The following is a 19,036-nucleotide window of genomic DNA, read 5'->3' as shown; positions in this document are numbered from 1 at the left end:
GGATATCCGCATGGAATCGTAGCGGCGCGATTCATCGCGCGCCTTTGACTCCGTGCGCCATTGATGATGCGCAACAAATTGCGCCGCCACGAATCCGTGCGCGTTGAGGATCTCACACATAAAAAAAGCGCCTTGCGGCGCTTTTTTCGTTACTGCTGCTGTGATGCATCTTTGCCCAATTAGGCCTGATTTGAATTCAGGATCAGCTGACCATTACGGTCGAGCGGAATGCGGGTACCAGGGTCGTTTTCCATGCGGATTTTGCCCTGCTGGTCGCCTATTTTATAGGTCACGTCATAACCCAGCATTTTTTCCTGTTTGTCATATACCGTTTTGCAACGCTGCTCGTTGGTGGTGTACGTGTCGCGATCCTGCAGCGCACCCTGCACCTGATTACCACCGTAACCGCCAGCTAACGCGCCCGCTACCGTAGCCACATCGCGTCCGCGTCCACCACCAAACTGATGGCCCAACACGCCGCCGGCTACCGCGCCCAGCACCGAACCGGCAATGCGATTCTCATCCTGGACCGCACGACGATGGGTCAGCGTCACATTGCGACACTCCTGTCGCGGCTGCTTGATGCTCTCTTTAATCGGCGTCGCCGACAGAACTTGTGCAAACTGCGGGCCGCGATCGAAAACATCCATGCTGGCGACTGCGGCAACACCTAACGCTGCTGCCACGCCGATACCGATACCCGCTAACATTGATTTATTCACAGGAATATCCTCCTGAAGGTTGTTACCGCGCATTCCTGCCGCTACCCAATCCTGGGTAACCGAGGCATAACCGGCGTGCGCGCCGCGCCGTGTTTGTTGGTGATAAGTTTTACAGATGGACCGTAATTGCAACATCAGATTAATGGAGGAAACGCAGCGGAAACCCATCAGGGCCAGCTTTTAGGAGAGTTCCGAGATCGGGTGAAATAGTGCCGTAACCTTAAGCTGAACGTGCAGTTTTCAGCGGGTTACGGCAGCTGGTGTGGCGTAGGGCGGCATTCACCGCCCGAAAATCATCAGTGCAGCTTGAGACGCGGACGCAGGACGCGGTTAAGACTGCCGACCAGCATCATAAGACCGGTCTTGAAGTATCCGTGGAGCGCAATCTGGTGCATACGATATAGAGAGATGTAGACAAAACGCGCAATGCGCCCTTCCACCATCATCGATCCGCGCATCAGGTTACCCATCAAACTGCCGACGGTGCTGAAGCGCGACAGCGACACCAGCGAACCGTGATCTTTATAAACATAGGCTTTCAACGGTTTGTCTTTACGCTGTGCAAGGATGTTCTCCAGCGCGCGCGACGCCATTTGATGCGCTGACTGCGCGCGCGGCGGAACAAATCCGCCACCCGGCAGCGCGCAGGAGGCGCAATCGCCAATCGCGTAGATGTCGTCATCCAGCGTGGTTTGCAGCGTCTCTTTCACCACCAGCTGATTGATGCGGTTGGTTTCCAATCCGCCAATCTCTTTCAGGAAGTCTGGCGCTTTGATACCCGCCGCCCACACCATCAGATCGGCGTCGATGAATTCGCCGCCTTTGGTATTCAAGCCGTTTTCGGTGGCGCTGGTGACCATGGTTTGCGTCAACACGCGCACGCCAAGTTTGGTCAGTTCCTGATGCGCCGCCGCCGAGATGCGCGGTGGCAGCGCAGGCAGAATGCGTTCACCGGCTTCCACCAGCGTAACGTTCAGCGAGCTGCTATCCAGGCCTTTATAGCCGTAGCTGTGCAGCTGTTTCACCGCGTTATACAGCTCCGCGGAGAGTTCCACGCCGGTGGCGCCGCCGCCGACAATGGCGATGTTGACTTTTTCCAGGCTGCCTTCGCTGGCCGAGAAACGCAGGAACAGGTTGAGCATTTCGTTATGGAAACGACGCGCCTGATGCGGGTTGTCGAGGAAGATGCAGTGATCTTTTACGCCCGGCGTGCCGAAGTCATTTGAGGTGCTGCCAAGCGCGATGACCAGGCGATCGTAGGCCAGCTCACGCTGCGGCACTAACAGTGCGCCTTCCGCATCGCGGATTTCGGCCAGCTCAAGGGTTTTGTTTTCACGATTGATTTGCGTCAGCGATCCCAGCTGGAACTGGAAACCGTGATTACGCGCGTGCGCCAGATAGCTCAGCGCATCAATCCCTTCGTCCATCGAACCGGTTGCCACTTCATGCAGCAGCGGTTTCCATAGATGACTGTGGTTACGATCGACCAGGATGATCTCGGCTTTCTTCTTGCGTCCCAGCTTGTGACCGAGCTGCGTTGCCAGCTCTAAGCCGCCAGCACCACCGCCGATGATAACGATTTTTTCCATAGATGTAGTCAACAAAGACCCCCTCAAAGTTGTAAACCAATAGTTAATTAATGGTTAATAAAAACCTTAATAAACATAGGGTTGGCGACATTAAATCGCGAGCTGAGGGCAGAATATCACGGCGTCAGAGACATCACATAAGAAAATTGATGTACATCAATCTTTCAGCTGCATTATCAGAATGTTACACATTTTATGCGCCGCATCACACGGCGCGCGGACGATCAGGCGAGGAGTTTGAAGGTTTTGATGCGCTGCAAATGCGGCGCGATGTTCTTGAATTTGTGGCTGGCTGCGTCATCCCAGATGATTTCATAGAACGGCTGCAGGTACGTCGCGCTGCGCTGGTTATCCAGCGCTTCGTCCTGACGAGAGAGAATCGCCAGACACTTTTCGCGGTTCTTTTCGCGGAAATCGTTGACGCACTTGGTGGCAATATCAAGATACTCTTCCGGGCGATCGATTTTGCCTTCCATGTTCTCAAACGGGAACAGATTTGGATTGAAGATCACCTGACGCATGCCGCACAGGAAGCCAATGCGTTCGGCCCAATAACCGCCCAGCCCAACCCCGCAAATCAGCGGATGCGCATCGTCGCCCTGTTGCAGCAGCTTGTCGCACTCTTTCAGCAGAAACTGCATGTCGTGTTTGGGATGGCGGGTGCTGTAGCTGACTAATCTGACGTCCGGGTCAATAAACTGCAGCTGCAGCACCTTTTCATGGTTGCCCGGACTGTTGGAATCAAAACCGTGCAAATAGATGATCATGATTTTCCTCAGCGTGGAATGAAATCCGGGCAGTGACGCTTATCTGCCCGAGGCTTTGTGCGCCAGCCAGCGCTCTTGCAACGCGCTTAACTGACGCTGATTTTGCCGCCAGCGCTCGCTTGCCAGCAGGCTTTGACGGGTAAAACGCCCTTGATGGTATAACTGCGTTACGCGCTCTGCCCCGATCGGCGTCAAGTTATCCAGCACGCTCACCGCGCCCGCGCGCTGATTGCACACCAGGATCATATCGCAACCGGCATTCAGCGACTGCTGTGCGCGTTCGGCGTAGCTGCCCATCACGGCGGCACCTTCCATCGACAGATCGTCGGAGAAAATTACGCCGTTGAAGCTGAGCTCCTGGCGTAAAACGGTTTGCAGCCAGTACGGCGAACCGCTGGCGGGCAACGGATCCACCTCAGTATAGATAACGTGCGCCGGCATCACCGCATCGAGAAGCTGCTCGTCAATCAACTGCTTAAAGATCGCCATGTCATGCTGACGCAGCGTGGCGGCATCGCGGTTGTCGCGCGGCGTCTCTTTGTGCGAATCGGCACTGACCGCACCGTGACCGGGGAAGTGTTTGCCGGTGGTTTTCATGCCAGCTTCATGCATGCCGTTGATAAAACGTCGCGCGACCTGCAGGGCGATGGCCGGATCTTCATGGAATGAACGATCGCCGATCGCCGCGCTGATGTGGCCAATATCGAGCACCGGCGCGAAACTGATGTCGATGTCCATGGCGATCATTTCCGACGCCATCTGCCAGCCCGCCTGCTGCGCCAGTTCACCCGCGCTATTGAGATCGTGCAGCGCGGCGAAGGATTGCATCGCCGGCAGCTGCGTGAAGCCGTCGCGGAAACGCTGCACGCGACCGCCTTCCTGATCCACCGCCACCACCAGACGATGACGCGATGCCGCGCGAATCTGGCGCACCAGCTCTGCCAACTGCTCGACATCGTGGAAGTTGCGGGCAAACAGAATCAGTCCGCCCACCAGCGGATGCTGCAGAATTTCGCGTTCTTCGGCGTCCAGCTCATAGCTTTCGACGTCGAGCATCAGCGGTCCGGGTGTGTTCATGGTCATGATTAAAATCCTGAGTTAAAGGTCGTGCCAGCTAGCCTGCGCCAGCTGCAGTAAGGTGTCATCCTGGCTCTGCTCGGCACGCAGCTGATACCAGCTGGCCATCAACAGCTGCAGCCACGGTTGCCAGCGCTGCATCTGGCACGCCAGTGCTGGCTTATCCAGTTGCGCGCGCGCGGCGTAATCGGCAATCCACGCAGAACGCGTATCGCCATCAACCGCACACACCGCCGCCAGCTCCAGCGCCACATCGCCGTCGGCGGCATATTCCCAGTCGATCAGGCGTAACCCTTCCGGCGTGGCAATCAGGTTGCCGGCGTGGACATCCATATGCAGCGGCGCCAGGCGCAGCGGCTGCGGTTCGCCCTGCTGTAATAAGCGTTGCAGACGACGCTGCCAGCGCCAGTGACGCTGCCGGCAAAGCTGCCAATAGCGCTGTAGCAGCGGCGCTAATCGTAAACGGTAGCCGGTGAGCGGCTGTTGATGCAGACGCTGCAGCAGCGCCACAATCGCCTGCCGCTGCGCGTTAAACTGCGCGGAGGTGAGCACCTCGCCCGGCATCCAGCTTTGCAGCAGCCAGGGATGGCGCCACGCCAGCGGCCGCGGCCCCAGCTGTGCATGCCGCAGCTGCTGCAGAATGCGGTATTCGCGCTGGCGATCAACAAATGGGATCGGCTGCGGTGGCGCACGTCGCGCCAGCAATTCGCCCTGCGGCATCTGCACACGCACGCTTTGCCCGCTCAGTCCCGGCAGCGCGAAAAAATGACCGGCAGCTTGCGCCGTCGGCCATTGTTGCTGAAGCAGGTTTTGCAGCTGTGGATCAGGGTTGAGCAATACCGTTTCCTGACCAGATGATTTCACCGGTTTGTACCAGCATCAGCTGCATTTGCAGCGTCGGTGATTTCACATCGCCCTGCGCATTGCTGTAGAGCACATACTGCGCGTTAACGTTGCGCGCCAGGCCAATCGCTTTACTGCGCGAGTTGAGGCTGTCATCCGGCGACAAGCCCAGCGTTTGCTTGGCCTGCGCCAGCTGTTCTGGGGTGATCAGCGTGAACTTCCCGTTGTTGGCCAGCGCATTCTGAATCGCGTCGGTGGCTTTGTCGGTTTGCAGCGCGCCATTAGTACTGTTCTTGATGCGATCCACCAGCAGCACGCTGCCCGGATTCACGCCTGAAGATTGCACCATCTTGCCGACCAACGGCTGGACGCTGGCATCCCAGTTAATGGTTTTCAGCTTTGGTGGCTGCGGCACGGTTTGCGGCGGCGGCACTGGCTGCGGCGTAGGTTCAACCGGCTGAGTGGGCGTGGTCGGCTGCGTGGGTTCTACCGGTGCCGGCGTCTGTTGTTGCACCACACAACCGGTGAGCATTAGCGCAAATAACAACGCGCCCGAACGTTTTACACTGCGAATCACAGCTTACTCCTCAAAGATAAAGATAGAGACGCACCTTACTGGCGGTCGGATTGCCCATTTGTGAGGCCACTTCTACGCTGCCGTGCGCCGGAACGATTTGGCTTTGCGCCGGCTCTTCCGGCGTGATTTCCAATCCTTTGTCGTCGTACCAATAGAAACGATAGTGCACTTTCACCGGCGTTTCACGCTGGTTGTACAACATGCTCATGGCACGCTGCTGACCATCTTGTTCGGTCAACTTCGGATCATCGGTAATAATGCCCGCGGATAACACCGCCGATTCCATCACCAGCGACTGCGAGGTATTAATCATCGGCTTATCGCTGCTGCAACCTGCAAGGGTCAGCAACAGCAAGCCACTCAGCCATTGACGCATCACGTTGTCCGCCTGAGTTAGCTGGCCAGCATCGGGCCCAGCGGCTGACCGCCAACCAAATGCATATGGATGTGATAAACCTCCTGACCGCCATGGCTGTTGCAGTTGATGATCAGACGATAGCCATCTTCGGCAATGCCTTCATCACGGGCAATTTTGGCGGCTACGGTGATCATCCGGCCCAGCGCCTGCTCGTGTGCGGGCTGCGCATCGTTGGCGGTGGGAATCAATACATTGGGGATGATCAAGATATGGGTAGGCGCTTTGGGCGCGATATCACGGAAGGCGGTGACCAGTTCGTCCTGATAAACCACGTCGGCGGGGATCTCGCGACGGATGATTTTACTGAAAATGGTTTCTTCAGCCATGGTGCATTTCCTTAAGCCTGAGTTCAGTCAGGCAGTATGCGTGAGGAATTCCATTTCTTTCAACCTCAGGACCACAATTCCTGCATTAAATGGCTGCCTTTAAGCCGATTTAACCCTTCGCCACGCATGTGCTGCAGCTCGCATTCCTGACATCTCCTTAACCAAAAAAATGAAACGCTGTTTTATAAATTAGAGATATCACGCCTTTTTCTTTGTTATTTTGCCACTCACCTGCAGGTCATTGCGAAATCACGAAGGTTTGCCGGCTTAAGCCGCTCTACTTTCAATCCAATCCGCGCAAGTTGTACGGAGTGATGAGGGATGTGTTTACCGACTAATTCAAGGAGAACCTGCCATGCGCTCTCGTAAGATTGGCCTGGGCCATTATCTGGCCTATGGGTCCGGGGATTTCCTCGGTGCAGGCACCACGGCGCTAACCGCCGCCTGGCTGCTCTACTTTTACACCACCTTTTGTGGGCTCTCGCCGATTCAGGCGACCTTCATTTTCGCCGCCGCCCGCGTACTGGATGCGGTGGTGAGCCCGCTGATGGGTTTCCTGACCGATAACTTCGGTTCGACCTGGCTCGGCAAGCGCTTTGGCCGCCGCAAATTTTTTATCCTGCTCGGCATTCCGTGCGTGTTCAGCTACAGCCTGATGTGGGTTGGCGACATGAGTTTTTGGTGGTATCTGCTGACTTATCTGCTGTTCGATATGGTCTACACCATGATTCTGGTGCCTTACGAAACGCTGGTACCGGAAATGACCGATGATTTCAAACAGAAAACCCGCTTCTCTGGCGCGCGTATTGGTCTGGCGCAGCTTTCGGCCATTCTGGCAGCGTTCCTGCCGGGCATACTGATTGGCTGGTTTGGCAAAGAGAATCCGATCTCCTTCTTCTACGCCAGCCTGGTGTTCTCGGTGATTTGTGCGCTGGTGTTAACGTTGGTGTGGCTGTTTACCTGGGAACGCGATCCCGACGATTTCTCTGCCGAATCGCGCCGCGCCGAGCAGGAAAAATCACAGCTGACCTTGCTACAAAGCCTGAAGCGCCTCTACACCGAGCTGGCCTCAACGCTGCGCATTCGTATTTTCCGTCAGCATCTGGGCATGTATCTCGGCGGCTATATCGCGCAGGACGTGTTTAACGCGGTGTTCACCTGGTATGTGGTGTTTGTGCTGATGCAAAGCGCGCAGATCGCCTCCAACCTGATGGGCACCATGGCGGTGATGCAGTTTATTGCGGTGATGGCGATGATTCCGCTGTGTATCCGCCTTGGGCCTGCGCCCGCATACCGTATGGTGGTGGTGCTGTTTGGGCTTAGCGCCCTCTCCTACGCCGGATTGTGGTACACCGGCATGAACGACAACTTCGCTCTGCTGGTACTGATTTCCGGTCTTGCCGGTCTTGGTCGCGGCGGCATCAACTATGTGCCGTGGAATACTTACACCTATATCGCTGACGTCGATGAAGTGATTACCGGCCAACGTCGCGAAGGCATTTTTGCCGGCATCATGACGCTGACGCGCAAAGCCTCGCAAGCAGGTGCGGTGATGTTCGTCGGTATCGTGTTGCAGCTGGCGGGCTTCTCTTCCGGCCAGGCCACGCAGGTGCCGGCTGTCGGCCATACCATTCTGGCGATCCTCAGCGTGGGCACGCTCTGTGTGCTGGCCTGCGGCTTCATTATTTCACTGCGCTTTAAACTCAATCTGCAAACCCACACCGTGCTGCGCGAAGAGACGTTGAAAATGCGCGAAGCCGGACGCGTGGTGCCAGAGCGTATTTCGCCACAGGCGCGTGAAGTGGTCGAAATGCTGGCGGGCATGCCGTATGAAAATCTGTGGGGCAATAACAACGTCGGGTATCTCAACCGTCATAAGCCTGCCGCACCGCCGCTGCCGACGCAGCCACGATCTTTACCTTCTCTCTCTACCCTGATTAACGATAGGAATGAACCATGACTGTATTTCCTGTAAAGCACAGCGCGTTACTGCGCCAGCCTGAATATCTATTGCCACGTACTGAGCTGGTGCAGTTGATTCAGCGGCTAACCCATAATCTGGTGAATATTACCGATCACAGCGGCGAGTTTTTGCTGCGCCTCGATGATGGCCGCGTGATCGATACCAAAGGCTGGGCCGGTTGGGAGTGGACGCACGGCATCGGCCTGTACGGCATGCTGCACTATTATCAGCAAACCGGCGATCAAGCGACGCTGAAGATTATCGATGACTGGTTCAGCACGCGTCTGGCGGAAGGTACGCCAACCAAGAACGTGAATACCGTCTGCCCGTTCCTGACGCTGGCGTATCGCTATGAAGAGACGCGAAATGCTGCGTGGCGGCCGGTACTGGAGCGTTGGGCTGAATGGGTGATGTATGAGATGCCGCGCACCGAGCAAGGCGGCTTGCAGCACATCGTCTACAACAATGAAAACACCCAGCAGCTGTGGGATGACACCTTGATGATGAGCGTGATGGCGCTGGCGAAGATTGGCCAGCTGCTGGATCGTCCTGAGTTTGTCGAAGAAGCCAGTTATCAGTTCCTGATTCATACCCAATACTTAATGGATCGCCAAACCGGTTTGTGGTTCCACGGCTGGACGTTTGAGGGACGGCACAATTTTGCCAATGCACGTTGGGCGCGCGGCAACAGCTGGCTGACTATCGTTATTCCTGATTTCCTCGAGATGATGAACTGGCCGGAACAGCACGCCACGCGGCGTTTCCTGCAGCAGGTGCTGGAGAGTCAGGTGAAGGCGCTGAGCGCCTGTCAGCACAGCAGCGGTTTGTGGCACACCTTGCTCGACGATCCCAACAGTTATCCGGAAGCCTCCGCCACCGCCGGTTTCGCCTATGGCATTCTTAAAGCGGTGCGCAAACATTATCTTTCGCCCGAGTATTTGCCGCTGGCGGAGAAAGCGTTGCGCGGCGTGATCGGCAATATCGATGAGGATGGGGAATTGAAGCAGGTGTCGTTCGGAACAGCGATGGGCAGCGATCTGGAGTATTACCGCCAAATCCCGCTCACCTCGATGCCGTATGGTCAGGCGATGGCGCTGCTGTGTTTGACGGAGTATTTGCGGGTTTATTTATAAATAAAAAATGCCCTCATTTGAGGGCATTTTTACGCACCGAACATGAAGTGCGTTGAAGCGGCGGCAGAGGAGTAAAGCGTCCCAAGCCATGGATGGCTTGGGCCGAGCCCCAGGGATGGTTTATGGCGTCTTTACGATCTGACGCCGCTTCATCGCACCGGCTCTGCCCGCCTTTTTCCGTTACATGCTGCGGATATAATCATCCATTTCGGTTTTCAGGTTATCGGACTTGGTGCCGAAAATCGCCTGAACGCCTGAACCTGCTACCACCACACCACGTGCGCCGAGGCTTTTCAGTTCAGCCTGATCAACCTTGCCGACATCCGCCACGCTGACACGCAGACGCGTGATACAGGCATCAAGGTTAGTGATGTTCTCTTTACCACCAAACGCGGTAACCAGTTTACCCGCCATTTCGCTGCCGGTTGCGCTGCTCTGCTCCATCGCGGTCTCCTCACGGCCAGGGGTTTTCAGATTCAGTTTCACAATCAGGAAACGGAATACGGTGTAGTAAATCAGGCCGTAGATGATACCCACAATCGGGAACAACCAGATTTTGCTGCTGTTACCGCTCAACACGATAAAGTCGATCAAACCGTGTGAGAAGCTGGTGCCATCACGCATCCCCAGCAGAATACAGATTGGGAAGGCCAGACCTGCCAGAATCGCGTGGATCACATACAGAATCGGCGCCACGAACATGAAGGCAAACTCGATTGGCTCGGTGATACCGGTCAGGAACGAGGTCAATGCGGCGGAGATCATAATACCGCCCACTTTGGCGCGGTTTTCTGGTTTAGCCGTATGCCAAATCGCAATCGCTGCCGCTGGCAAACCGTACATTTTGAACAGGAAGCCGCCAGACAATTTACCTGCGGTTGGGTCGCCCGCCATGTAACGTGGGATATCACCGTGGAATACCTGACCTGCGGCATTGGTGAACTCACCAATTTGCATCTGGAAAGGGACGTTCCAGATATGGTGCAGACCAAACGGCACCAGCGAACGCTCAATCAGACCGTACAGTCCAAAGGCGACGACTGGGTTTTGATAGGCTGCCCACTGTGAGAATTCCTGAATCGCCGTACCGATTGGCGGCCAAATGAATGACAGCACCACACCGGTGAAAATCGCCGCCAGACCGGAGATGATCGGCACAAAGCGCTTGCCGGCAAAAAAGCCGAGATACTCAGGCAGTTTGATGCGATAGAAGCGGTTAAACATATACGCCGCGATGGAACCGGCGATGATTCCGCCGAGCACACCGGTATCTGCAAGATGCTTAGCCTCAATTTCTCCGGCAGGCATATGCAGCACCAGCGGTGCAACCACCGCCATGGTTTTCACCATGATGCCGTAGGCAACCACGGCCGCCAGCGCGGAAACGCCGTCGTTATTGGTAAAGCCAAGCGCCACACCGATCGCAAAGATCAGCGGCATATTGGCAAATACCGAACCACCCGCTTCGGCCATGACGTGGGAAACCACTTCCGGCAGCCAGCTGAAGTTTGCAGAACCAACACCTAACAAAATACCGGCAATCGGCAGAACCGATACCGGCAACATCAGCGATTTACCTACTTTCTGCAGGTTCGCAAATGCGTTCTTGAACATAGAAACTCCTGAGTATGAGTGCAATTTTTTGCGCAGTGCGCATGGCTTAGGGGGAGGATCCTTCGCCGGGGTGACGCTGAGCGTCTTTTGATTTATTACGAAGAGTAAAATAAATCGCTAATTGTTAAATTGACGGCCATCACATTTCGCTAAGGACGCCCCTTTCCTTTCAGTCATTTCTTACTGACTTGCGCTATTAAACAGCAATAAAACACTGCCTGCGTCCCGTAAGACGCAGTGCAGGAGAGTGATTGGTGATTAATTACAGCGTTTGAAATAAAGCGTTTAGCCGCCGAGGCGACTCATCGGGATGTGGAACAGGCGGGAGAAATTTTCGGTGGTAGCAGCGGCCAGCGTTTCGATATCAACGCCTTTTAACACCGCCATGTAATCCGCCACATCACGCGTAAACGCTGGCTGATTCTCTTTACCACGGTGCGGTACCGGCGCCAGATACGGCGAATCGGTTTCCACCAGCATACGATCAAGCGGCACGTAGCGCGCCGCATCGCGGATCTGTTCGGCGTTGCGGAAAGTCAGAATGCCGGAGAAAGAGATATAAAAACCGAGATCGAGCAATTTGGCGGCGGTCTCTTTATCTTCGGTAAAACAGTGCAGCACGCCGCCGCACTTCTCTACCTGCTCTTCGCGCAGAATCGCCAGCGTGTCTTCACGCGCATCACGCGTGTGCACGATGATCGGTTTATTTAACGCAATGCCGGTACGAATGTGCTCACGAAACGAAGCTTGTTGCTGCGCTTTGGTTTCCTGCTGATAGAAATAGTCCAGCCCGGTTTCACCCAGCGCGACCACGCGATCCTCTGCGGCCAGACGGCGGAACTCTTCGACGTCGTACGGCGCTTCCTGATTAAGCGGATGGACGCCACAAGCCAGCGCGACGTTTTCACGATCGCCTACCAGCTGTTTGATTTTGTAGTAATCCGGCAAGGTGGTGGCAATCGCCAGCATAAACTTCACATCGCGCGCCGCCGCTTTGGCGATGACATCATCCAGATCGCTATGGTGCTTTTCATAATCGAGGCCATCCAGATGGCAGTGGGAATCGACAATAAACATAGAGCTCTCTTTTTGCTTAGCCGACCGTTGCCGGAGTCAGTGAACGTCCCCAGGCGAGTAAACGATCGGTCAACATTAATTCACGGTTGAGTGCGGCGACATGCAACAGCTGTTCGCGACACTGCATCCATTGCTGCGCGCTGCTGTTAAGCGCACTGCTGTTCATTCTTTGCGCCAACTGTGTGACCACATCCGGATGATCACCGTTGCTCAGCCACTGACTTGCGCCCTGCTGCACTTTCATCGCATCCACCAGCAGTGAAATCAGCCAGCTGAGACGTACGGCCACATCTTCACTGTTTAGCGCGGGTAACAGCTGCAGCACATCGCCGTTGAGCGCCTTAATCAGCGTTTCACACAACGTTTCACGCGCCTGCCAGCGCTCGGGCTGCAACAGCGTCAAGGCGGCGGCAGGTGCGCCATTACTCAAACGCAAGGCAGCGCGCAGCTTCTCTTCCGGCTGCGGTTGCTGTTTCTGCAGCCATTGCAGGCTATGCGCCTCTTCCGGCGGCGACAGATGCCACGTCATGCAGCGACTGCGCAACGTAGGCAGCAGGCGTGAAGGTTCGCGCACGCTGAGGAAAAACCAGCAATTGGCCGGTGGTTCTTCCAGCGTTTTCAATAATGCGTTGGCGGCGGCTTCCGTCAGCTGCGCAGCATCGGGCAACCAAACGATTTTTGCGCCGCCCTGCTGAGCAAAGTGATACAGCTTTTCAGTGACGTCGCGCACCGCATCAATACCGAGCGAAGATTTCCCCTTTTCGGCTTCCAGGCGATACCAATCGGGATGCGTGTGCGCCTGCATTAACTGGCAGCCGTGGCAATGGCCGCAACTTTTCAATCCTTCCGGCTGTAAACACATCAACCAACGGCTCACGCCCCAGATCAGCGCATCGTCACCCATGCCTGCAATGGCTTGTACCAACAGCGCGTGATGCGCCTGGCCGCTTTGATGGCGGGCGATGATTTGTCGATAAGGCTGATTCAACCACGGATACCAATTCATGCGGATTGGCCTGCCAGCCAGCTACGCAAGGTGCGTTGAAGTGACGATGTCACGTTTGCAATGTTTTGCCCCGCATCAATGGTGAGTATCGATGGATCCTGAGCAGCTAAGGCCAGATAGCGTTCACGCGTGCGCTCGAAGAAGCGCAATGATTCCTGCTCAATGCGATCCAGCTCACCGCGTGCGCGGGCGCGCTGCAATCCAATTTCTGGCGTGACGTCGAGATAGAGTGTGAGATCGGGACGGAAATCGCCCAGCACCGCATCACGCAGCGTGGTCATCAGTTGCGCATCCAGTCCGCGTCCGCCGCCCTGATAGGCTTGGGAAGAGAGATCGTGGCGATCGCCCACCACCCAGGCACCGCGTGCCAGCGCCGGTTTGATGACGTTCTCTACCAGCTGCACGCGTGCCGCGTACAGCATCAGCAGCTCGGCTTTATCGGTCACCTGCTCGCCATCTATGCCCTGCTTGACCAATATACGCAATTGTTCCGCCAGCGGCGTACCGCCGGGCTCGCGCGTGAAGACGACATCATTAATGCCGTGCTCATGCAGCACGGCAACCAGCGCATCGCGTGCGGTGGTTTTGCCTGCACCTTCCAGGCCTTCAATGACGATAAACTTACTTTTCATTTTTTTCCTTCATTGCCAGCCGGTAAACCTGCACCGCTTTGTTGTGGCTGGCCAGATTGGTGGTAAAGGTGTGTCCACCTTTGCCATCCGCGACAAAATAGAGGTAATTGGTTTTTTCCGGATGCGCAGCCGCTTCCAGTGAAGCACGGCCCGGCATCGCGATCGGTCCCGGCGGCATACCGCTAATGGTGTAAGTGTTGTAGTCGGTCGGCGTTTCCAGATTTTTACGCGTTAGCGTGCCGGTGTAGCTGTCGCCCATGCCGTAAATCACCGTGGGATCGGTTTGCAGTTTCATTCCGGTCCGCAGGCGGTTGATAAACACCGACGCCACACGCGCGCGCTCTTCGCTCACGCCGGTCTCTTTCTCAATGATCGATGCCATGGTGACCATGTCCTGCTCTTTCTTGTAAGGCAGATTCTCCATGCGTCCCTGCCAAATCTCATCGACCAGCTTGTTCATGCGCGCATGGGCACGCTCCAGCAGCGCCACATCGCTGGTATTGGCGGTGTAGAGATAGGTATCCGGATAGAAACTGCCTTCCAGCTGGCTGACGTCAAGTTTGAGCGCGGCGGCAACGGTGGCAAATTGATCGTCACTCAGCGTGTGTTTCAGGTATGGCGCTTTGCGCAGCTCGGCTAACCACTCGGTAAGACGCGAACCTTCAATAAAACGCACCGGGAATTGCGCTTCTTTACCGCTGGCTAACAGTTGCAGTAGCTGGCGCACCGTCATGCCGGTTTCCAGGCGATAGGTACCGGCTTTAAAACGTGCCAGTTCCGGTTCCAGTTTCAGCAGCGGCCCAAACCAGATACTTTGCGGAATGATCTTCTGACTTTCCAGTTGCGCTTCCAGTACCACGCGACCGCTGCCAGCGGGCAAGGTGTAAATGGTTTCCTGCTGCAGTGTCAAGGGCGTATCGGCTAAACGTGCAATCTGCCAATAGCTAAAGGCGGCGGCGAGTCCTGCGACAACCACAACGCCTGCGAGAATTTTTTTCATTCGAGTCATGATGCTTCCATCGTCGGGCAACTGGCGCGCAGTTGCTGATACAGCGAGCGTGCGGTAAACGAAACGTCGTCAATTTGCCGCACGGGTAAAACGGGCATCAGGGCGTTACATATCACCACTTCATCGGCGTTCAATACGTCGTCCCTGCTGCCATCAATCAGCTGACAAGTCTGGCCATTCGCGGCCATCTGCGCCATCAGATAACGACGCATAATGCCATCCACGCCAGCCTGCTCAAGCTGCGGCGTAAAGACGTTGTTGCCTTTGCGCCAGAATAAATTGGCCGCACAGCATTCCACCACCGTCCCGCCAGTGTCAAGCACCAGCGCCTCGTCACCGCCCGTCTGGTCAAGATGCTGGCGAATCAGCACTTGCTCAAGGCGATTCAGGTGTTTTACGCCGGCCAGCAACGGATTGCGCGCCAGACGTATTGGGCTGGTGTGGAGCACAGCGCCCTGCTGTTGCAACGTGGCGTAATGCTGCGGCCACGGCGAGAGCGAAAGAATGCGCGTAGGTGAGTGGCAGCCTGCGCGGCTGTAACCGCGTCCGCCTTCGCCCGGCGTCACGATCACCTTCAGCACCGCCTGTGTGTGTCCCGCAGCGGCATTATGCATTTCTGTAGCGAGCTGAACTAAATCCGGCGCATCCATCATTAGCCTTGCACAGCCCTCTTTGAGCCGCTGCAGATGCGCATCCAGCATCACAACATGGCCGTTAATCACCGCGGCGGTGGTAAAGCAGCCATCACCAAATTGCACTGCGCGATCGCGTGCTGAAAGCTCGGTTTGCGGTATGCCGTTTATCCACATGCTGGCCGCCTTGATTAGCCCGGTAGAAAATATAAAAAAGGCCCGCATTGCGGGCCTCTGTATGGCTGAGGAGCGATTAAACCTTGCGGAAGATCAGCGAGCCGTTAGTGCCGCCAAATCCAAAGGAGTTACACAAGGTGTACTCCAGTCCGCTGACCTGGCGCGCCGTATGCGGCACGAAGTCCAGATCGCAACCTTCGTCAGGATTGTCGAGGTTGATGGTCGGTGGAATCGCCTGGTCGCGCAGCGCCAGAATCGAATAAATCGCTTCTACTGCACCCGCCGCACCCAACAGGTGGCCAGTCATCGACTTGGTAGAGCTGACCATCACACTGTGAGCTGCCGCACCAAACACCGATTTCACCGCCTGCGCTTCCGCTTTGTCACCGGCTGGCGTCGAGGTGCCATGCGCGTTGACATAACCGATCTGCTCAGCGTTCAGCTGCGCGTCACGTAGCGCGTTAACCATCGCCGCGGCTGCACCTGAACCGTCTTCCGGAGGTGACGTCATGTGGTAAGCATCGCTGCTCATGCCGAAACCAATGATCTCAGCATAAATCTTCGCACCACGTTTCTTAGCGTGTTCGTACTCTTCCAGTACGACAATGCCAGCACCGTCACCCAACACGAAACCGTCACGATCTTTATCCCACGGACGGCTTGCCGCCTGAGGATTGTCATTACGCGTGGAGAGCGCACGAGCAGCACCAAAACCACCGACACCAAGTGGCGTACTGGCTTTCTCCGCACCACCGGCCAACATCACATCAGCATCGTTATACGCAATGATACGCGCTGCATGACCAATGTTGTGCACACCAGACGTACAGGCAGTTGCGATAGAGATGCTTGGACCTTTCAGGCCGTACATGATGGTGAGATGACCAGCAACCATGTTGACGATGGTTGAAGGCACGAAGAATGGGCTGATTTTGCGCGGTCCACCGTTGACCAGCGAGCTGTGGTTATCTTCGATTAAACCCAGTCCGCCAATACCAGAACCGATTGCCGCACCAATGCGACCAGCATTCTCATCGGTTACGACCAGACCGGAGTCTGCCATAGCCTGAATACCAGCAACGATGCCGTATTGGATGAAGTCATCCATCTTGCGCTGATCTTTGCGCGAGATGAAATCATCGCAATTAAAATCTCTTACTAAGCCCGCAAAACGCGTTGCGTAGGCACTAGTATCAAAATGGTCGATCAGGCTAATGCCGCTCTGACCGGCAAGGAGAGCACTCCAGGTAGACTCTACGGTATTGCCGACAGGAGACAACATGCCAAGACCAGTCACAACTACACGACGCTTAGACACGCACGTCCTCCAGGGAGGGAAAAATAACGCTATGTGGGGCAAACATAAAACTCAGGCGGTCGAGGTGACCGCCTGAAGATATTCATTAACCTTGATGGCTAGTGATGTAGTCGATCGCTGCCTGAACGGTAGTGATTTTCTCAGCTTCTTCGTCTGGAATTTCAGTATCAAACTCTTCTTCCAGAGCCATTACCAGCTCAACGGTGTCAAGAGAATCTGCACCAAGGTCTTCAACGAAAGAAGCAGTGTTAATCACTTCGTCTTCTTTAACACCCAGCTGCTCAGCTACGATTTTCTTAACGCGTTGTTCGATATCGCTCATACTATTTAATTTCCTATCAAAACTCGCTTTCGCGATGGTTTTCGTAGTGTATAAAATGTTGAAAAAGATGCAACAAAATCCCGGCTGGTCGAACCACGATTTTGCGTTATTCTGCGGTGTTTACCGTAGATAAAGCAAATGTTTTCGTGATTATCAGACCATGTACATGCCGCCATTGACATGAAGCGTTTCACCCGTGATATAGGCTGCTTCGTCAGAGGCTAAGAATGCAACAGCATTGGCAATCTCCTGCGGGTCACCTAAACGACCTGCGGGAACTTCTGCCAAAATACCCGAACGTTGATCTTCGTTCAGTGCACGCGTCATGTCCGTCTCGATAAAGCCCGGAGCCACGACGTTTACAGTAATGCCACGTGACGCAATTTCTCGCGCCAGTGATTTGCTAAAGCCAATCAAACCTGCTTTTGCAGCCGCATAGTTTGCCTGACCCGCGTTACCCATGGTCCCAACTACAGAACCGATGGTAATGATACGGCCCACGCGTTTTTTCATCATGGCACGCATAACCGCCTTAGAAAGACGGAAGACAGATGTCAGGTTGGTATCAAGGATATCCGCCCACTCATCGTCTTTCATGCGCATCAACAGATTGTCACGCGTAATGCCTGCATTATTGACTAAAATGTCCACTTCGCCAAATTCGGCGCGAACTTGTTCGAGGACGCTCTCAATTGAGGCGGCATCAGTAACGTTCAGCAGCAGGCCTTTGCCCTTGTCGCCGAGGTAAGCACTGATTGCTTCCGCACCGCTTGCACTGGTGGCGGTTCCCACCACTTTGGCACCGCGCGCAGCCAGCGTTTCCGCAATGGCGCGACCAATTCCACGGCTTGCACCGGTAACCAGCGCTACTTTACCTTCAAAGCTCATGTTTTTCCTCTTATTCCTGGGTAAGTGCAGCGCTCAGTGAAGCAGAATCGTTCACCGCAGCGGCACTCAGGCTATCCACAATACGTTTGGTCAGACCGGTCAGAACTTTACCTGGACCGACTTCCAGCAGCTGCTCAACGCCCTGCGCAGCAATAAATTCGACCGATTCGGTCCAGCGCACGGGGCTATACAGCTGACGGACCAGCGCACTTCGAATCGCAGCACCTTCAGTTTCACACTTCACGTCGACGTTATTCACCACCGGCACCGAAGGCGCACTAAAGATGATCGCTTCGAGCGCTACTGCCAGCTTATCGGCAGCAGGTTTCATCAACGCACAGTGCGATGGCACGCTGACTGGCAGCGGCAATGCACGTTTGGCACCGGCAGCTTTACAGGCTGCACCCGCACGTTCAACCGCTTCTTTGTTGCCCGCGATAACCACCTGGCCCGGCGAGTTGAAGTTAACCGGTGAAACCACCTGGCCTTGAGCGCTCTCTTCACAGGCTTTACGGATGGATGCATCATCCAGGCCGATAATCGCCTGCATAGCGCCAGTACCTTCCGGTACCGCTTTCTGCATCAGTTTGCCGCGCAGCTCAACCAATTTAATGGCGTCAGCGAAATTCAGCACACCGGCACAAACCAGCGCCGAGTATTCACCAAGGCTGTGACCGGCCATCATGCTTGGCTGCACCGCATTTTTGCTCTGCAATACGCGATAGATGGCAACAGAAGCCGCCAGCAGCGCAGGCTGTGTCTGCCAGGTTTTATTCAATTCTTCAGCTGGTCCCTGCTGGACCAGCTGCCATAAGTCATAACCCAGTGCGTCAGAAGCTTCACGGAAAGTGGCTTCAACCTGCGGGTTTTCAGCGGCCAGCTCGGCTAACATGCCGACGGTCTGCGATCCCTGTCCTGGGAAAACATAAGCAAATTGCGTCATCTT

General features: G+C 55.4%; 20 protein-coding genes. 2 read left to right on the top strand and 18 right to left on the bottom strand.

From position 1 onward, the window contains the following. Positions 1-179 precede the first annotated feature (179 nt). From K5Y33_RS03550 to hinT, 8 genes are all read right to left on the bottom strand, one after another. Positions 180-722, bottom strand: a complete 543-nt coding sequence (locus K5Y33_RS03550; protein ID WP_007885735.1) for a glycine zipper 2TM domain-containing protein — start codon at positions 720-722, stop codon at positions 180-182. Positions 723-1,018: 296 nt separating this feature from the next. Then, the gene (locus tag K5Y33_RS03545) at positions 1,019-2,323 is read right to left on the bottom strand and encodes an NAD(P)/FAD-dependent oxidoreductase (protein ID WP_085982480.1); all 1,305 of its coding nucleotides are present in this window, start codon (positions 2,321-2,323) and stop codon (positions 1,019-1,021) included. Positions 2,324-2,535: 212 nt separating this feature from the next. Then, positions 2,536-3,078, bottom strand: coding sequence for an alpha/beta hydrolase YcfP (gene ycfP / locus K5Y33_RS03540; RefSeq protein ID WP_210080512.1), 543 nt, complete (start codon positions 3,076-3,078; stop codon positions 2,536-2,538). 39 nt (positions 3,079-3,117) lie between these two features. Beyond that, positions 3,118-4,161: a beta-N-acetylhexosaminidase gene (nagZ, locus tag K5Y33_RS03535; protein WP_222233264.1), complete on the bottom strand. Its 1,044-nt coding sequence runs from the start codon at positions 4,159-4,161 to the stop codon at positions 3,118-3,120. A 15-nt stretch (positions 4,162-4,176) separates the two neighbouring features. Continuing rightward, positions 4,177-4,992: a thiamine kinase gene (gene thiK, locus K5Y33_RS03530; protein WP_222233263.1), complete on the bottom strand. Its 816-nt coding sequence runs from the start codon at positions 4,990-4,992 to the stop codon at positions 4,177-4,179. Then, a complete protein-coding gene (lpoB, locus tag K5Y33_RS03525; RefSeq protein ID WP_222233262.1) occupies positions 4,979-5,575 on the bottom strand; it encodes a penicillin-binding protein activator LpoB in 597 nt (198 codons plus the stop codon). Before lpoB ends, thiK begins: the two co-directional genes overlap by 14 nt. Positions 5,576-5,585: 10 nt before the next feature. Then, on the bottom strand, positions 5,586-5,951 hold the full coding sequence (locus tag K5Y33_RS03520; RefSeq protein WP_110865934.1) for a YcfL family protein: 366 nt from the start codon (positions 5,949-5,951) through the stop codon (positions 5,586-5,588). A gap of 17 nt (positions 5,952-5,968) precedes the next feature. Beyond that, a complete protein-coding gene (hinT, locus tag K5Y33_RS03515; protein WP_101760825.1) occupies positions 5,969-6,319 on the bottom strand; it encodes a purine nucleoside phosphoramidase in 351 nt (116 codons plus the stop codon). Positions 6,320-6,674: 355 nt separating this feature from the next. On the opposite strand from hinT, the gene K5Y33_RS03510 reads away from it, so the two are divergent. After that, entirely contained in the window at positions 6,675-8,279 is a 1,605-nt protein-coding gene (locus K5Y33_RS03510; protein WP_210080516.1) for an MFS transporter, read from the top strand. Beyond that, positions 8,276-9,415, top strand: coding sequence for a glycoside hydrolase family 105 protein (locus tag K5Y33_RS03505; protein WP_210080517.1), 1,140 nt, complete (start codon positions 8,276-8,278; stop codon positions 9,413-9,415). The genes K5Y33_RS03510 and K5Y33_RS03505 overlap by 4 nt, the downstream gene beginning before the upstream one ends. A 180-nt stretch (positions 9,416-9,595) precedes the next feature. On the opposite strand, the gene ptsG is transcribed toward K5Y33_RS03505, so the two are convergent. The 10 genes from ptsG to fabD form a co-directional block, all read right to left on the bottom strand. Continuing rightward, positions 9,596-11,029: a PTS glucose transporter subunit IIBC gene (ptsG, locus tag K5Y33_RS03500; RefSeq protein WP_101760828.1), complete on the bottom strand. Its 1,434-nt coding sequence runs from the start codon at positions 11,027-11,029 to the stop codon at positions 9,596-9,598. A 285-nt stretch (positions 11,030-11,314) separates the two neighbouring features. After that, positions 11,315-12,106: a metal-dependent hydrolase gene (locus tag K5Y33_RS03495; RefSeq protein WP_222233261.1), complete on the bottom strand. Its 792-nt coding sequence runs from the start codon at positions 12,104-12,106 to the stop codon at positions 11,315-11,317. Between the two features lie 16 nt (positions 12,107-12,122). After that, entirely contained in the window at positions 12,123-13,112 is a 990-nt protein-coding gene (gene holB, locus K5Y33_RS03490) for a DNA polymerase III subunit delta' (protein ID WP_222233260.1), read from the bottom strand. Further along, positions 13,109-13,744: a dTMP kinase gene (gene tmk / locus K5Y33_RS03485; RefSeq protein ID WP_110865930.1), complete on the bottom strand. Its 636-nt coding sequence runs from the start codon at positions 13,742-13,744 to the stop codon at positions 13,109-13,111. The genes holB and tmk overlap by 4 nt, the downstream gene beginning before the upstream one ends. Then, positions 13,734-14,753: an endolytic transglycosylase MltG gene (gene mltG / locus K5Y33_RS03480; protein ID WP_222233259.1), complete on the bottom strand. Its 1,020-nt coding sequence runs from the start codon at positions 14,751-14,753 to the stop codon at positions 13,734-13,736. Before mltG ends, tmk begins: the two co-directional genes overlap by 11 nt. Then, on the bottom strand, positions 14,750-15,562 hold the full coding sequence (pabC, locus tag K5Y33_RS03475) for an aminodeoxychorismate lyase (protein ID WP_222233258.1): 813 nt from the start codon (positions 15,560-15,562) through the stop codon (positions 14,750-14,752). Before pabC ends, mltG begins: the two co-directional genes overlap by 4 nt. Positions 15,563-15,638: 76 nt before the next feature. Beyond that, positions 15,639-16,880, bottom strand: coding sequence for a beta-ketoacyl-ACP synthase II (gene fabF / locus K5Y33_RS03470; protein WP_101760834.1), 1,242 nt, complete (start codon positions 16,878-16,880; stop codon positions 15,639-15,641). 85 nt (positions 16,881-16,965) lie between these two features. Then, a complete protein-coding gene (acpP, locus tag K5Y33_RS03465; RefSeq protein WP_101760835.1) occupies positions 16,966-17,202 on the bottom strand; it encodes an acyl carrier protein in 237 nt (78 codons plus the stop codon). Positions 17,203-17,355: 153 nt separating this feature from the next. Continuing rightward, positions 17,356-18,090 carry a 3-oxoacyl-ACP reductase FabG gene (gene fabG, locus K5Y33_RS03460; protein WP_007885776.1) on the bottom strand — a complete coding sequence of 245 codons (735 nt, stop codon included), beginning with the start codon at positions 18,088-18,090 and terminating at the stop codon, positions 17,356-17,358. Positions 18,091-18,100: 10 nt separating this feature from the next. Beyond that, positions 18,101-19,033, bottom strand: coding sequence for an ACP S-malonyltransferase (gene fabD, locus K5Y33_RS03455; protein ID WP_222233257.1), 933 nt, complete (start codon positions 19,031-19,033; stop codon positions 18,101-18,103). Between the last annotated feature and the right edge of the window lie 3 nt (positions 19,034-19,036).

It is taken from the genome of Pantoea sp. DY-17, assembly GCF_019795975.1.
In the GTDB taxonomy this organism is placed as follows: Bacteria; Pseudomonadota; Gammaproteobacteria; order Enterobacterales; family Enterobacteriaceae; genus Pantoea; species Pantoea leporis.
The sequence above is the reverse complement of the archived record's forward strand: the minus strand, read 5'-3'. Positions and strand labels throughout refer to the sequence as shown.